The organism is Neobacillus sp. SuZ13 (genome assembly GCF_030123365.1).
Lineage (GTDB): Bacteria > Bacillota > Bacilli > Bacillales > Cytobacillaceae > Neobacillus.
The window spans coordinates 2,674,317-2,688,942 of sequence record NZ_CP126107.1; the positions used below are offsets into that span (position 1 = coordinate 2,674,317).

14 protein-coding genes, 1 pseudogene and 1 other annotated feature are annotated in these 14,626 nt (G+C 32.7%); of the genes and pseudogenes, 9 read left to right on the forward strand and 6 right to left on the reverse strand.

What is annotated here, in order from left to right; all coding sequences use genetic code 11:
- The first annotated feature begins 718 nt into the window (after nt 1–718).
- Both QNH17_RS12920 and QNH17_RS12925 read left to right on the forward strand, forming a co-directional pair.
- Nucleotides 719–1,084, forward strand: coding sequence for a CPCC family cysteine-rich protein (locus QNH17_RS12920; RefSeq protein WP_283879056.1), 366 nt, complete (start codon nt 719–721; stop codon nt 1,082–1,084).
- A 206-nt stretch (nt 1,085–1,290) separates the two neighbouring features.
- Nucleotides 1,291–1,534: a binding site (T-box leader), on the forward strand.
- 70 nt (nt 1,535–1,604) lie between these two features.
- Entirely contained in the window at nt 1,605–3,311 is a 1,707-nt protein-coding gene (locus tag QNH17_RS12925; RefSeq protein WP_283879057.1) for a 2-isopropylmalate synthase, read from the forward strand.
- Nucleotides 3,312–3,712: 401 nt separating this feature from the next.
- Here QNH17_RS12925 and QNH17_RS12930 read toward each other — a convergent pair whose 3' ends face one another.
- The 3 genes from QNH17_RS12930 to QNH17_RS12940 form a co-directional block, all read right to left on the reverse strand.
- A complete protein-coding gene (locus tag QNH17_RS12930; RefSeq protein WP_283879058.1) occupies nt 3,713–4,729 on the reverse strand; it encodes a DUF3231 family protein in 1,017 nt (338 codons plus the stop codon).
- 971 nt (nt 4,730–5,700) lie between these two features.
- A complete protein-coding gene (locus QNH17_RS12935; protein WP_283879059.1) occupies nt 5,701–5,853 on the reverse strand; it encodes a hypothetical protein in 153 nt (50 codons plus the stop codon).
- A 298-nt stretch (nt 5,854–6,151) separates the two neighbouring features.
- Nucleotides 6,152–6,340, reverse strand: a complete 189-nt coding sequence (locus tag QNH17_RS12940) for a TetR-like C-terminal domain-containing protein (protein WP_186446690.1) — start codon at nt 6,338–6,340, stop codon at nt 6,152–6,154.
- Between the two features lie 175 nt (nt 6,341–6,515).
- Here QNH17_RS12940 and QNH17_RS12945 point away from each other — a divergent pair, with 175 nt between their 5' ends.
- Nucleotides 6,516–7,376: a hypothetical protein gene (locus QNH17_RS12945; RefSeq protein WP_283879060.1), complete on the forward strand. Its 861-nt coding sequence runs from the start codon at nt 6,516–6,518 to the stop codon at nt 7,374–7,376.
- A 200-nt stretch (nt 7,377–7,576) separates the two neighbouring features.
- On the opposite strand, the pseudogene QNH17_RS12950 reads toward QNH17_RS12945, so the two are convergent.
- A pseudogene (locus QNH17_RS12950) lies at nt 7,577–7,789 on the reverse strand (KGG domain-containing protein); the annotation flags it as partial.
- Between the two features lie 668 nt (nt 7,790–8,457).
- Here QNH17_RS12950 and QNH17_RS12955 point away from each other — a divergent pair.
- Entirely contained in the window at nt 8,458–9,018 is a 561-nt protein-coding gene (locus QNH17_RS12955) for a hypothetical protein (protein WP_283879061.1), read from the forward strand.
- 186 nt (nt 9,019–9,204) lie between these two features.
- Entirely contained in the window at nt 9,205–9,726 is a 522-nt protein-coding gene (locus tag QNH17_RS12960) for an MOSC domain-containing protein (protein ID WP_349632572.1), read from the forward strand.
- 102 nt (nt 9,727–9,828) lie between these two features.
- Here QNH17_RS12960 and QNH17_RS12965 read toward each other — a convergent pair whose 3' ends face one another.
- Nucleotides 9,829–10,317 (reverse strand): pyridoxamine 5'-phosphate oxidase family protein, encoded by a 489-nt coding sequence (locus QNH17_RS12965; protein WP_283879062.1) that lies wholly within the window; start codon nt 10,315–10,317, stop codon nt 9,829–9,831.
- 957 nt (nt 10,318–11,274) lie between these two features.
- Here QNH17_RS12965 and QNH17_RS12970 point away from each other — a divergent pair.
- The 4 genes from QNH17_RS12970 to QNH17_RS12985 all read left to right on the forward strand — a co-directional run bounded on the left by QNH17_RS12970 (nt 11,275) and on the right by QNH17_RS12985 (nt 13,876).
- The gene (locus QNH17_RS12970) at nt 11,275–11,709 is read left to right on the forward strand and encodes a DUF192 domain-containing protein (protein WP_283879063.1); all 435 of its coding nucleotides are present in this window, start codon (nt 11,275–11,277) and stop codon (nt 11,707–11,709) included.
- A gap of 225 nt (nt 11,710–11,934) precedes the next feature.
- Nucleotides 11,935–12,366: a hypothetical protein gene (locus QNH17_RS12975; RefSeq protein WP_283879064.1), complete on the forward strand. Its 432-nt coding sequence runs from the start codon at nt 11,935–11,937 to the stop codon at nt 12,364–12,366.
- A 1,076-nt stretch (nt 12,367–13,442) separates the two neighbouring features.
- A complete protein-coding gene (locus tag QNH17_RS12980; RefSeq protein WP_144555969.1) occupies nt 13,443–13,577 on the forward strand; it encodes a BA3454 family stress response protein in 135 nt (44 codons plus the stop codon).
- A gap of 140 nt (nt 13,578–13,717) precedes the next feature.
- Nucleotides 13,718–13,876: a hypothetical protein gene (locus tag QNH17_RS12985; protein WP_283879065.1), complete on the forward strand. Its 159-nt coding sequence runs from the start codon at nt 13,718–13,720 to the stop codon at nt 13,874–13,876.
- A gap of 106 nt (nt 13,877–13,982) precedes the next feature.
- On the opposite strand, the gene QNH17_RS12990 is transcribed toward QNH17_RS12985, so the two are convergent.
- Complete coding sequence (locus QNH17_RS12990; protein ID WP_283879066.1) at nt 13,983–14,348, reverse strand: hypothetical protein; 366 nt, start codon at nt 14,346–14,348, stop codon at nt 13,983–13,985.
- Nucleotides 14,349–14,626 lie beyond the last annotated feature (278 nt).

Below are 14,626 nucleotides of genomic sequence, written 5' to 3' on the forward strand. Positions count from 1 at the left end.
GCGGTAAGAGGTGCGATAAATTAAAATTACATTACATATCAAAAAAGTCCTCGTAATAACTGCTACTGATTACGTATGTTGGTATAATGATCCCAAATGGGATAAAAAGAACAGAATTAAAGGAACAAAATATTTTTATAAAGAAAAATACGGAAAGCAATATTTAGATTGGGAAGAAGGAAAAGAAGAATTAGAATTAACTATTGAATATCAAGGTGAAAACAAATTAACTAAATCAGAAATTGTAAAAATTACAAACTCTATAAAAGCTGAGGGCAAGTTATTAAACTAACAGGTACTTGAGATGAAGATCCAGCTGCCATACTTGGTGGCTTTTTCTTATTGCACTAAGGGCAGGTTAGTTAAATAAAAATAAATTTTTTATTCCAAAGAATGTGACAAAATAAATTATTTTCCTTGATAGGGTTTTCGTTTATATATATCACAAAAAAATTAGATGATGAATCCATTAAAGAAACAAAAATTCATTTAATGTTTAAGGCATGGGTACCAACTTTTCCTGCATCGATAACAAGATGGATAATGTATATAATTGGGGCATTACTAATTGTTTTAGCTATTTTAATAAAAGATTAGTAACTCACAAACATACTCTTATTGAACTAAAGGAGCAGCATACTTCAATAAGCAAAATTTAAAATGCAAAGAAAGAATTGGATATTATGATATTGTTTAAAGCGATTGAGGTGGGACTTAAATGCAACCTGAAAAATGTCCGTGTTGCGGTTATCCAACATTAGAAGAACGTGGGGGCTTTGAAATATGTATACTGTGCAATTGGGAGGATGATGGACAAGATAATCCTTACGCAGATGAGGTTTGGGGTGGACCAAACGGGGATTACTCCTTAACAGAAGCAAGAAAAAATTTTAAAGAGAATCTTATAATGTATAGAGATAAAAGAAATTTACTTAGTCAAACCGATAAGGAAATTGCAACGAAAAAGTCATTAACAAGGGCCTTCGTTGAATTAGAACAATCCGAAACCGATTCATTAGAATATAAGGCACTATGGAACGAGATAAAGTTTTACGAGAAGATTTTATTAGAAGATTCTTGTTGAACCAACGGGTGCTTGAGTTAAAGAAGAAAAAGCTGCTTTTCCAGCTTTTATCTTGTTCTACTAACGGAGCAGAATACTTTAAAAGAGTTCTATAATATTGGGGTTTAACTTTTAAAGAAGTGATATTAATTCATATTAATCTTTATTTTCAGTAAATTTAGTATTGACAACTAAAGTTTATCGATATATTATCGAATTTAATTAAATAATAAGCAAGGATTGGAAATAGTAAAAGGATTTATAAACTTGTTAGAGAGCCGATGGTTGGTGAGAATCGGTAGTTATTGCCTTTGAACTCATCCAAGAGCTACTCCCTGAACTTATTCAGTAGGGGATGTCGGTTTTCTACCGTTATGTAGATAGGTGGTGATTGCCACTGAAAATGAGTGGGTTAATATTATTATGATTAATCAATTAGAGTGGTACCGCGAGCAATGCCTCGTCTCTATATTTTTATAGAGATGGGGCTTTTTTATTTTAAATAAACTAACAATTACAATTGAAAAGGGTGGGAGTCGGGATGAAAAATATCGATAAATATTCTAGGGGTTACTTTATGCCTCCAGTGCAATGCTTGAAATGGACAGAGAAGGAATATATTACAGAAGCTCCTACCTGGTGTAGTGTTGATTTACGTGATGGGAATCAGGCTTTGGTCGTCCCGATGAGTCTAGAGGAAAAGTTAGAATATTTTCAGTTGCTTTTACAAGTAGGTTTCAAGGAAATTGAAGTAGGTTTTCCAGCTGCCTCGGAAACCGAATTTGCTTTTTTACGTACATTAATTGAAGAAAATTTGATTCCGGATGATGTGAAAATTCAAGTTTTAACACAGTCAAGAGAACATATTATCAAAAAAACATTTGAAGCGTTACAGGGTGCGAATAATGCAGTGGTGCACTTGTATAATTCCACATCTATAGCACAACGTGAGCAAGTATTTAGAAAATCTAAGGAAGAAATTATTAATATTGCTGTAACTGGAGCAAAAACACTAAAGAAATATGCTACTGAAACCGAAGGGAATTTCCAATTTCAATATTCTCCTGAAAGCTTCACGGGTACAGAAGTGGAGTTTGCGCTTGAAATTTGCAACAAGGTACTTGATATTTGGCAGCCGACAGCTGATAACAATGTAATTATTAACCTACCAGCTACGGTATCAATGTCCATGCCTCACGTTTACGCAAGTCAAATTGAGTATATGAGTGACAATCTGAGCTATCGAGATAATGTAATCCTATCACTGCATCCACACAATGACAGAGGAACTGGGGTAGCAGATGCTGAGCTGGGAATGCTTGCCGGAGCTCAAAGAGTCGAAGGAACATTGTTCGGAAATGGAGAAAGAACAGGGAACGTGGACATCGTAACGCTGGCATTAAACATGTATTCCCACGGGGTAGATCCCAAGCTGAATTTTGAAGATATCCCTACTATTATTTCCAAATATGAAAAATTAACAAGAATGAAGGTTCACGAAAGACACCCATATGGCGGTGAACTTGTCTTTACTGCATTTTCAGGTTCCCATCAAGATGCCATTGCCAAAGGGATGAAATGGCGAGAAGAAGTAGAACGTCAGTATTGGACTGTACCTTATCTATTAATTGATCCGATGGATATTGGAAGAGAATATGAAGGAGATATCATCCGAATTAACAGTCAATCCGGTAAGGGAGGAATCGGTTATATTCTTCAGCAAAAGTATGCAATTGACCTACCTACCGAAATGCGTGAGAGTTTTGGATATAGTGTGAAAAATGTTTCAGATCATAAGCATAAGGAACTTATGCCCGATGAAATCTATGACATTTTCATCAATGAATATGTAAATATTAATACCCCTATCGAATTAATAAGTTATAAATACACCCAAAATGGTTATTACGAAACGATTGTATCGATCCGGATGAATAATGAAGAACATAAATTTACTGGTGTGGGAAATGGAAGACTTGATGCTGTCAGCAACGCTCTTCAAACCCAACTGGGTATCGATTATAAAGATTTGGTCTATAAGCAGCATGCACTGGAAATAGGTTCAGGATCAAACGCTGTATCTTATGTAGGAATTACCGCAAAGAATGGTGCTGTATATTGGGGATGCGGAATTGATACGGATATTATGACCTCCTCAGTAAAAGCTCTGTTAAGTGCAGTTAACAACATGGTATCCAGCTTACAACTTCCTGTTGAAAAAGAATTTAGCCATTCAAAAAATAAGTAGAAAAATATTTACGGGTTCCTGTTACCTATTGCAAACAAATAAAATGTAAGGTGAAATGTCTATCAAATTATGTTATTTGATAGGCATTTTTTGTTGGCATATAGCGATTTCGATGTAATTTCTACTGAATGTTGAAAAATATATATTAAATTGTATTAGTAAACTAACTGGTGTACAACTACAATTAGCCTACATTTTAAAATAAATACAAGATTGTTAATCTTATACTTAAACTATAGGTGCTTGAGTATAACAAGGGGTTGCTGCGGCATCCCTTTTTCTTGTTCAACTAAAGGGGCAGTTTAGTGGAACAAGGGAGATGGAATTTTGTTTTCTTTGCCCTATGAGCAGCAAATGAAAAAGCTAGGAATCGTTCCTAGCGTCCAGTTTTTACATATTATTTATTTCTCCTTCCTGTTGGCGAGCGAGTCACGGTCACTTGCTGTTGGAGGCTGCTCTAACCATCCATTTTTTATCATTAGGTTTGCTCCGTCTTCTGCAAATTGTAAAAGTTCTAAAATTAGTCGTATGTAATGAGCACCTAAATCTCTTCTTGAATTGACACTCAAAGCGGAACCATAAAATGAAAGGGATAATTGTGTAGACAATAAAATTTGGTACATCATATATTTATCTGAAAAGGTTATAGAAGTAGAGCTCGTGATCATCGATTGCCAAGAAACAGGCGAATTCAATTTATCTTCCTTAAATACCGATTCAAATATTTTTATGTGTTTATTGGCAATGTCAAGACCCCTCATGAAATATTGACGAATCTCTTTGGATTGGGCTACTTGGATGAATCCCACTTTTAAAGCAGCATGTAAATGCATTTTTAGCATGTTGAAAGTAATATCTCCTATTTCGATACCATTCAGAGGACGACGATCTCCCAACCATCCCGTTAAACAACTTTGGTGCTTTACAAAATCGATTGATTCGGGTGGTGAAATAACAGGAGGTCGTACAAAAAGTCCTTTCGAAAGCATTAAATCAATGGATTGATCAAAAAGCTCCATCGTTTCGGACATACAGGTTATGTAATACTTCCGTAAGTCAGAACGAACCGAAGTACCAACAGACAAAGAATATCCAGTCATGCCTTGCAAAGTCATGATATAAATATAATTTAGGTAGAACGGGTCTTGAAAAAGACGAGGTGCCTGAATGTTTACGTCATCTTTTTCTGTAAACCCATGTGGAATAGGATAATTTTCATTTAACATGAATTCTGTAATTTTTTGAATATGCTTTTGGGATATTCCCAAGGATGTTTGGTAAATCGATTTGACATCAGGATCTTCGATATGCTCCAGTGCATAACGAAAAAAACAAATGGACATGGTATCAAAAATGTATTGAGTCCAAAGGCTTGCCATTTCTGGAGCAGTTAATCGAATGGGGTTATATGTCTCCAAGATTTTTCCTCCAATAAACGAACTTGTACATTTTTTTTATTGTTCTCTCAGAGGTGAATAATATGTAAAAAATTAGAAACCTCTTAAATCCAAATATTTTACTGATGAGAAAACAAGGTGTAGTTTTGATAAAAACAGTATTTGTGGAAGTTTTTTATAAAGAAACTTCAACATGGTTCGATGCGGGTGGTTCAGTAATTCCGATTATTATCGGGATATATTTATAGCTTAACTGGTGTGATTCTTCAAGATGTAGTTTGCCTTTTTCTAATCTCACAAAAAAATTGTGAAATAGTGCACTTAAAGTAACGGGCGCTTTTGTTCAGGATGATGATCGCTACGGCGGTCATTTTTTTCTTTTTGAACTAACTAGGCAGGTTAGTTTAACAAAAGGAAGGAAATTTATTGGAAAATATCGTAATAAGGGGAGAGAAAAAAGTGGGAGATTTATTGAGGTTTTTTGCAATTTTTATTGTCTTTTACCTTATTAGATATTTTATGGACTCTAATTATAAGAAAAGAACAAAGAAAAATGTATTAATCGATATATTAATCACTACGTTTTTAGCAATAATCGTGAATGAAGGAATCTTATCGGGGTATTAGGATTTGTTTTAGCTTTCTTTCAATTTGAAGCTGGATGGTTTGTTGGATTCTTTTGCACAGGTATTTACTACATAATTAGAAGTGAGAGTAAAAATAGGAAAATAAATTTAATCTGCGGAGTGTTTATACTTCTATATTCATTTTATTGTTTGATTACCCAAACTAATATTATTTAACGGGGCAGAATAACAAAGGTGATTCTTCATCAAAGAAGGTCGCCTTTTTTTGTTTTTTACAAGAAATATTGTGAAATGTTGTACTTAAACTATCGAAGCAGGAATGTTATTTAGAACTCGACCAGTAGACACCTACTGCTACATAAAGAAAAGGACTAATCAAATTTATTAGTCCATTAGGAGAAGAGGTTAATTGTTACCAGTTTTTTCTTGGTAATAACTCCAAGCAGACATTGCCCAAGCTGCGATTAAATCACCAACAAAGCTAATAAGTCCAACAATTAACTCCATAATAATCAACTCCTTCAATTTATTATCGCATTGTTTTGTTGTTGTATCCATAAATTTCCTATATGAAATGCAAATTTTACGCAGTAAGAAAATCATAAACACTTATAAACCAAAGGGGTAGGTTAGCTCAAGATGAATCCATTCAAAATAAAAAAAGACCGTTTTTTTTTATATTTGTCTAGTGTCACCAAACTAAATTAAAGGCAGTTCTAAAATTGTGTAAATACTAAATCAATTAAGTATCATTATATTGAATGATTTGAACAAAGTTTATTATTTATTGCTGCGAACAAAACAGGCATGTTCATACCTGGCTGTTGAACTTCTGCGCTTTAATATTTTTTAGTAATTATAATATTCTCTCTACTAATTCTCCGACTTGCTCTGCCATAACGCGTGGCGGATAAGGTATTCCTTCTTTAAGCCACCATTCCACCAGTTCAAAGTATGCAGCGGAAACAAATCGAATAATGATATCTTCGTTTAATCTTTTATTTTTGCCTACGGTAACATTGACTTCGTCTCTTAAGATGGGGATGGGGAAGCCAACTTTTTACGAGGTACCGCCAACAAAAATGATTTTTAATGTACCGTATTTATGATACGTTTCACCGTAATGAATCAATATGAAGTATAGAAATTAGAGAATCTCTAATAATAAAAAAATTAAGAGGACAAACATTAGGAATTCTTTTAGTATCGGAGTGAACCGTGTGCATAATAGTTATTGGTTTTTTGCATTACTCATTTCAAGTACGATACTGTTTTGTTTTATTTTATTAAAAAAAAGAAACACTCGAACCCTGTTTCTTTATTTAACAATGGTTGGATTTGGTTATATCATCGAGACCACTATATTTAATTTCTTAGGAAGCTATGATTATAACCCCAATATTATCAAGCGTAATTCATTTTATGACAGTGAATTGGGAGCGTTTTTCTCAAACGCATTATCTTTACCTGTCACAGCAACCTTGATAGCAACTTTCCACTTAAATTGGCTTTGGATCATCTTTTTTTCTGGATTCTTTGTAGGGATTGAATGGTTATTTTTAAAGCTTCATATCTATACACAGCACTGGTGGAAATTAGCATATACAGGATTAGGTCTCCCTTTATATTTTTCTTTAGCTAAGGTTTTCTATAAATGGATTTTACACCCTTCAAGGGGATTCAAACACAATTTGATGCTCTATTTAATCACGGGTTCCATATCTGCCAGTGCCCATATTCTTCCGATGCTCTTTTTCTTGAATAGATTTTATCGCCCTAGATGGTTTGAGAATGTAGGGAAAGATTCCATTGCATTCTCAGCAATTTACTATTTATGCGCAAGTCTTTTTTATTGTCTTATGATTAAAATCAATTGGAAACCAAAATGGTTCAAATATATTTTGACAGGTTTATTTATTTATACTGTGAATCAAGTTCTTGAAAAGATTGGAATTCTTCATAGTCTTGTGTGGTGGGACCAAATTTACTATATTTGTTTAGCATTATTTCTTATTTTCCTTGTTGGAGTTATAGATAAAAGATTATCTAAACAAATAGTAGTCGATAAAAATCCATCCTAATGAAAACAGGTGCAGTCTTCATTTAGACGAAATTATTTGTGAAAATATGTACTTCAACTAACTGGGTGCTAGAGCTTAACAAGAGTCGTATCTGCGGCTCTTATCTATTTCGACTAACGTGGCAGTTTAGTGGTAAAGAACTAGGTGGGGGATAAAAAGAAGAGAGAAGAATTCTCTCCTCCCTTTATAGACAAGATTTAATCATTATCACGTTTTTCTGCTCGGGCTTTTCCACCTTTTTCCCCAATTTCCTGATAGAATTCTTTATCGTGGCTTTCAGAGGTGGCTTCTCCGCCCTTGCGTCCAATTTCCTGATAGAATTCTTTATCGTGGCTTTCTGAAGTCGCTTCTCCGCCTTTACGTCCTACTTCTTCCACTGTCATATTACCTTTGTTATCGTTTTTGTTTGCCATAATAAGATCCCTCCTAGTGAAATTTGGAATTGCTATTTGACTTACATTTTTTATATACCCGTGCTAGTTTCTCTTAAACATTTTTTTAGTTCTTAAAAAAGACGGTTCATAGCAATATTGTGAAAAGATACACTTAAATTAACGGGTGCGATTGTTCAATAAGAACAGTCGCTTTTCTTGTTCCGCTTACTGGCAGTTTAGTTGAAGAAGGATTATGATTATTTAGTAAAAAAAATGAGAATTATCTCCTTTTGTTGATATAATTTAAATAGACGATTAAAAGGTAAATAGGAGATTTTTTTATGAAATTAACGACTTTTTTTGAACCTGTTTCTAATCTTTCTAAAAAGCAAAAAGTATTGTGGTTGATTTTCATTATTGTTATATTTTCTGATATTATCACTCGTATTCTAAAAATTGAATCCTTCTTAGTTTCAAATATAATTGATTCAGTGATGGTACTATGTCTTTTTGCTTTCATCTTTGAATTCTTGTATTTAAAGAAGAAAAGAAATTGATTACAAGTATATGTACTTCAACTTAAGTGCGGTATTTTCAACAAAGGGTTGCTGTGGCGGCTCTTTTTCTTGTTCAACCTACTTGCAGTATAGTTCAATAAGAGAGTCCTATAATTATTTCAAAATTAACTAAAAGGATGTTTAAAAAAAATGAAGTTTGAATATAAGTTACGAGGGACTGGCTGGGCAAGTTTTAATATAGAAATTAATTCCCAAAGTTATAGTTTTAGTCCAGGGTACCTGACAGATGCATTAGGTGGAATTTTAAATGCGATAAAAGAAATCCATCCATTATTTGATACTGAAGGCGATTATAAAGAATATGGCTCAAATTATACTTGGGATGCAGAACCTGCTATTTTAAAATGGAACTTAAAATATATAGATAATGAAAAAATACTCATTAATCTTACTTACTTTGAAGATGATGAAGAAGATGGGGTTGTAGTATTAAACGAAGAATGTCTTTATGATGTTTTTTTAAAAGAAGTTTTAAGAGAAGTCGAACTTATTCTCGTAGAATATGGAATCGTTGGATATAAAGAAATGTGGGTTGAAAATGAATTTCCATTAAGTACATTTTTAGAGTTGAAATTTTATTTAGAAAACAAGAAACGCTTTCCAATAGCTACTAATATAGTAGCGTATAAAGAAACGAGAAAGAGCGATTTGAAATTTGAATTAGATTTTATCAATAAAATGAAGTATTGAGAAAGGCATTAATGTACGATTGAATTTTTATGATATATGGAGGTTTTCAATGAAAAATCAAAAATTTCAAGTCAAATCAATAAATGTGGGGAAAATAGAAACACTAACCTAGGGAAAAGAACGTTCGAATCAGCTATAAGAAAGAAATCTGTCCAAGGCCCCATTTTTTTAAGTAAAACAGGATTTATGAGTGATGAGCAAGCCTATGAACATCACGGTGGCGAGGATAAAGCTCTATGTTTATATCCTTATGATTACTACTCCTATTGGAGTGAAGTTTTAAATAATTTTAGTAATACAGCCTTGTTCGGCGAGAACTTAACCGTTGAAGGATTAAAAGAAGATAATGCTCATATTGGAGATATTTTTACTTTTGGTGAAGCAGTTATTCAGGTCTCCGAACCTCGAAATCCTTGTTATAAACTTGCTGCAAAATATCAAGTACCTGATATGGTTATTCGAATGAGAGATACTGGCTATACAGGATTCCTTTTAAGAGTGTTGAAAGAGGGAACGGTAACACCAAACGATGACTTAGTGCTTCTTAAAGAACATCCTCAACAAGTTTCTGTGTCATTGGTTAATGATGTTAAATTTTTTGACAGATTTAATAAAGAGAAACTTGAAAAACTTTTATCGGTTGATGCTTTATCAGAAAGTCTCCGTTCAATTTTATTAAAACAATTTCTATCCGAAACAGTTGAGTAGGTTTGTTGTTAGTATCCCAGAGATAAATGTGGTACAAATATTTCAACATAACTCAACAAAGCTAAATGGATTGTCCAATGGCCAGACAATCCATGTTTGCTGTTATTTATTTAATTCGACAGTTTCATTAATATCTGTGGATTTAGAACTTTGCCCTGTCATGCGTTTATAGAGAAAGGCGATTTTCTTCGTAAAATTACCGGTTTCCCAATATTCGGCTGCTTCTGCTTTTACCTTTATCAAAATAACGTTGGGATCATCATAAGAAGTTTTCATAATTTTCTCATTTACATTGTTCCACAATTCCTTTTTCTTGTTTAAATCTTCTACGATTTCCGCTCTTCCACGGACGGAAACATAGGATTTACCTGCATAAGTCACATTAACATCTTGATCATGTAAAATTTCTTCATATTTATTAGTTTCTTTCTTAGTGAAAAACCATAAGTCACCATCAAACTCTATTTCTTGTGTTTTCATAGGTCGAGAAACAAGACCTTCTTCAGTTACCGTGGTCAGCATGGCCGTGTCTACGTCTTTGATTAACTCTCTTAATGTTTCCATTTCTTCTTGTTTCAACATGTTAGTCATTTTCATCACCTCATTAATGTTTACAGAGGTATACTACCCTTGATACCCACTTTTATTCTGTAATGGCGGATTACTAAATTTACTCTATCAAAATGAACTAAAAATGTACCCTTAACATAAACAAAAGAGCATGAATACAAAGATAAGTAGTTCAGTGTTAAGGTAGAAAAATTAAATTAACATCACAATTTCCAGTCCAATTGGAACAAGAATTGGACTCTTTATTTTTGTTGATATATCTATGTTTAGGGGCAATAAATAGATAAAAAAACAAATACATTAGCATACTATTTGGTAGGTCGGCATTGGCTAATGTTCATATGCTAAAAGTTGTGCTAATTTCGTTGTGATTTCAGTTCAAAAGTAGGTAGATTTATTTGGTGTTGTCCTTGCTTAACTTCTAGAGAAGGATAAATGAAGTGAAAAAGTTAAAAGCCTACGGATATAATTTTAATAAAGGGGCATGAATCTGGACTTTTATGAAGATAGTGATTATCGGCATTTTAATGGTTGTAGGCGGATGTATCATTTTAGGGTGGCTGATTAAAGAGTCCTACAAAAATTTTAAAGGGACAAGTTCAAAATTTAAAATTCTTTATTTAATTTGGGCAATCTAGGGTGTTTTGTTAGATACAAGTGGATTAATCGTACTTTTTGGTCTGATTTTTTTAGGAGTTCTTTTTATTGTCTATCACTCCCTTATCAGCTAAGCGAAAGATCAGAGCTTCCAATTGTGGCAGCTTTTCTTTTTACGCTAACGGAGCAATTGAAGAAAACCTCCTTAATCTTTTAATATATTGTAGCTGTGATTATTGAAAATACAGTATTAAATGTAAAACCATATAATAAGTATAGGAAGTGATAAGGAGTTTTCCTTGTTGCTTTTTTCTTCTTGTTTTCGTTTTATCTGCAACTTTCTTCCTATTAATACAAAGGGAAAAGACAAGGTGAGTGAATATGTGGAAAAATGGATTAAAATTAATCGGTTTTCTTTTTCGTCAAGAAAAAATAACAAGACTTCAAACAAAAATGATTAAAGTATCTAGTGGAGAAAGGATCACCAAATTAACCGTTCAAGTTGCAGATACTCAAGAAAAAAGAGATAAGGGCTTAATGTTTGTTGGCAAATTACCCGAGAACGAGGGGATGCTATTTGTGTTTTCAGGAAAAACAAATGTCGGCTTTTGGATGAAAAACACATTAATTCCTTTATCTATCGCATTTCTTGAATCAGATGGAAAAATTCTAAAAATTCTAGATATGGTCCCTTGTACAGAGGATGAATGTCCTATTTATGATCCGGAACTTTCTTATCACTATGCAATCGAGGTAAATCTGGGATGGTTTGAAAAGAATCAAATCAAAGTAGGGGATTTTGTAATAGATATATAGGCTATTATTACTGATAGGGTTGTGGAGTTATGGGAGGTTATTTACTTACGAGATGAAAAAGAAAAGTGAGATCAATAAGTTTTTCTCATTTTCTAATCTCCCTTTAATTAGTTTACTTATTTTTTGCTTATTAAGCTAACGTGGCATGTTACTTTAAGAATGATTATAATTGAATTAAGAACTTAACTCAGAGGTGTTGCTGTTTCTTAATTAAGGAGGTATATTATGAAGTTTTTTATAAAGTTAAATATTATTAGTGCCTTATACGCTATAGCGTTGTTTATAGCAATCGAACTCATTATAAATGTATCTCATATTAGTATGTTAACTGGCTGGGAATGGGATAATGTTTACATTGTAATTGCTGCTATTAATGTTATTGGACTTCTACTTTCAACAATTTTATTCATTTACTTAACAAAAAAATGGACTATAAGTATAAAATACAGCTATTTGTCACTCCTTTTGTGGTTACCATATTTTATTCTTTTTTTCTCTTTTTTCCCTGTTGTTTTTCCTATTAATGTAGGGGTAACACTATTTCCGAGATTTAGCCTTCTGATTTATGGGTCTGTCATTCTGTATCCAGTTTACATATTATTTATTAATATATATGCTTCACCTCTAAGTACAGATTATGAGGAAATAAGGCATTAATAATGCAGGTCACTTTTGGCAACTTATTCATCTCGCTTATTGAATTAAAGGGTGGTTTAGTTTAACAAAGAGTCGTAGCTGCGGCTCTTTTTTCTTGTTCCACTAACGAAGCAGTATACTTTAAGAGGGATTACTTTAACCACCCCTAGAATAATAACAAAATTGAATTTATATTTTTGGAATTTATTCTAATTACAGTATAAAGAACGCTAATCGATTTGATTAACGTTCTATACATGATGGAAGGGAACAAGCAGGTGGCGAATTGATCACAGTATTAGATTCAAAAAAAAAACGATCTCTAATTATGTGAAAGCCCAGACGCTTCTAAAATTACACTGAACGATACGATTACGAAGGTCAGGAGCAGTGTTTTAATAAAGAGTTGGAGTTGGAGGAGAACAATGGAAGTTAACAATATCTCTTAAAGCAACCGAATATTGATTCCATCTTCCGCCGAAAAACCTATAGCCATAAACTCTTTGATGCCCGATGGTCGTCAAAAAAAACCAGAAATTGTCTCCATTTCTTAGCCACAAATACGTGAAACGATAGATACAATTTTCAAGACCCCAGGTATTCTGGGCATAGGTTGGATTTTGTCGTATATATACCATAATTCGAGGTTCACTCCCTAATGAAATTAGACATATAACCAGTTTATGCTCAGGGTCAAAGCTAGGATTGGATGTATGCCTAGTAGCCCACCTACATTCAAATAAACCATCTTATCTAAGGTGGTTCTTTTACTTTGTGGGTATTTAAATTGAAGGATTAAAACAAAAAGGTAAATTCGCTATTAGGAGCCAACTTTTTTAGTTTATTTATTTCGACATTTTTCTGCATTCTAAGTAGTGTAACAAAGTACATAAGAGATTAAGATCATAAAAAGTTTGTTGATTTTATGGGCTTTTCCAGTTATTACCTTTGCTTGTGAGGATATTAATTTTTGTTATGTGGAGATTTTGTCAAATCTTGACCTTTTTTTTAGCTTTATTAACTTTCACTATATTTGTAAAATATAAAAAAGTCAAAAAACACCATGGTTAGAATTATAAAAAAGGAGATAGAACAATATGTACAAGTACACAATCTATGTAACACATAAAGGTAAAGTTTATCAAACCAACGTAATAGCTACCAAAAACCAAACAGAAGAAGAAGTTTATCGTATAGCAAAAGAACAAGTTCTTAAACAATGGGAAAATTAAATATGGGATCCTGGGATTAAAAGGATTTCGAATGAGATAGCTTCCTTTACTTGAAAATCCAACTGCCAATAGTGGCTTTGGAGGATTTTATGAAGAATTCTAATTATATATAAATTATAATAAGAGGAGTTGGTGGGTTTATGAAGAATACTAATAACCTTACTATAGAAGAGTTGGAAAGACGTATTACTCATTTTGAGGATCGTCTTAAGGATTTTATTATTACCGAGGAACAAAGAGAGTTAATCAAAGAAAGCTTAAGGGAACTAAAGAACGCTAAAGAGTACAAGGCTTCCTAAACTTTTATAAAAAATCCATATAAATTAAAGAGCATTATCTGTGAAACAAATTAAGATTTTTATTATTTTTTCCATCATTTGGAGAGAAAAATGTATAAAGTTCTTATTAAGCTAACTGGTGGGTTAATTGAGATTGGGATTGCTGCGGCGATCCCTTTTTTGCAACGGAGCCGGATAATTCTATATTTGTAATTAAATATTTCAGAAAATTGCCGTATGTTAGTTTAAATACCCAAAGTGTAGTTATAAAAAAAGGACCTAATATATATGTAAAATCCACAAAACCGGGAGATAAAGGATTTTTAGTTTCCCACCATTTTTTCTTATTAGCAATTACACTTAACACACTTATGATTAAATTAACAAAACTTGCAACAGGTAAAAATCTAAAAAATGATTTTTTTTCCATAAAAGGAACAGTTATCCAAGGAATGATTAACATCGCTAAAGCGAATGTCTTTTTATTAACCATATAATTCAACTTCCCTCTTATATGTTTTTTATAACATTCCTCTAACTAAATCATTTTATTATTTTTCCTGTGTCATTAGCAATTATTATTTATGGGTTTCAGTATATAGTGGAAAAATCGATTAATAAAAATCTAGACGAGGTAAAATAACATTAGCCATCCTCTAAGTATTGAACAACAGAGGAGTGATAATTTAGAACAATAGGTGGTTTAAGCTAACGGGCAGAAATAATAAATTTTTTTAGCTTACTGTATAAAGCAGTAGGCCTTTTTATTTA

What these genes read in the sequence shown, in the direction of transcription:
- QNH17_RS12965 (WP_283879062.1), bottom strand. Translation starts at nt 10,317, where the DNA reads ATGACTAACATGTTGAAACAAGAAGAAATGGAAACATTAAGAGAGTTA.
- QNH17_RS12985 (WP_283879065.1), top strand. Translation starts at nt 13,718, where the DNA reads ATGAAGAATACTAATAACCTTACTATAGAAGAGTTGGAAAGACGTATT.
- QNH17_RS12925 (WP_283879057.1), top strand. Translation starts at nt 1,605, where the DNA reads ATGAAAAATATCGATAAATATTCTAGGGGTTACTTTATGCCTCCAGTG.
- QNH17_RS12955 (WP_283879061.1), top strand. Translation starts at nt 8,458, where the DNA reads ATGAAGTTTGAATATAAGTTACGAGGGACTGGCTGGGCAAGTTTTAAT.
- QNH17_RS12980 (WP_144555969.1), top strand. Translation starts at nt 13,443, where the DNA reads ATGTACAAGTACACAATCTATGTAACACATAAAGGTAAAGTTTATCAA.
- QNH17_RS12975 (WP_283879064.1), top strand. Translation starts at nt 11,935, where the DNA reads ATGAAGTTTTTTATAAAGTTAAATATTATTAGTGCCTTATACGCTATA.
- QNH17_RS12935 (WP_283879059.1), bottom strand. Translation starts at nt 5,853, where the DNA reads ATGGATACAACAACAAAACAATGCGATAATAAATTGAAGGAGTTGATT.
- QNH17_RS12990 (WP_283879066.1), bottom strand. Translation starts at nt 14,348, where the DNA reads ATGGTTAATAAAAAGACATTCGCTTTAGCGATGTTAATCATTCCTTGG.
- QNH17_RS12970 (WP_283879063.1), top strand. Translation starts at nt 11,275, where the DNA reads ATGTGGAAAAATGGATTAAAATTAATCGGTTTTCTTTTTCGTCAAGAA.
- QNH17_RS12920 (WP_283879056.1), top strand. Translation starts at nt 719, where the DNA reads ATGCAACCTGAAAAATGTCCGTGTTGCGGTTATCCAACATTAGAAGAA.
- QNH17_RS12960 (WP_349632572.1), top strand. Translation starts at nt 9,205, where the DNA reads ATGAGTGATGAGCAAGCCTATGAACATCACGGTGGCGAGGATAAAGCT.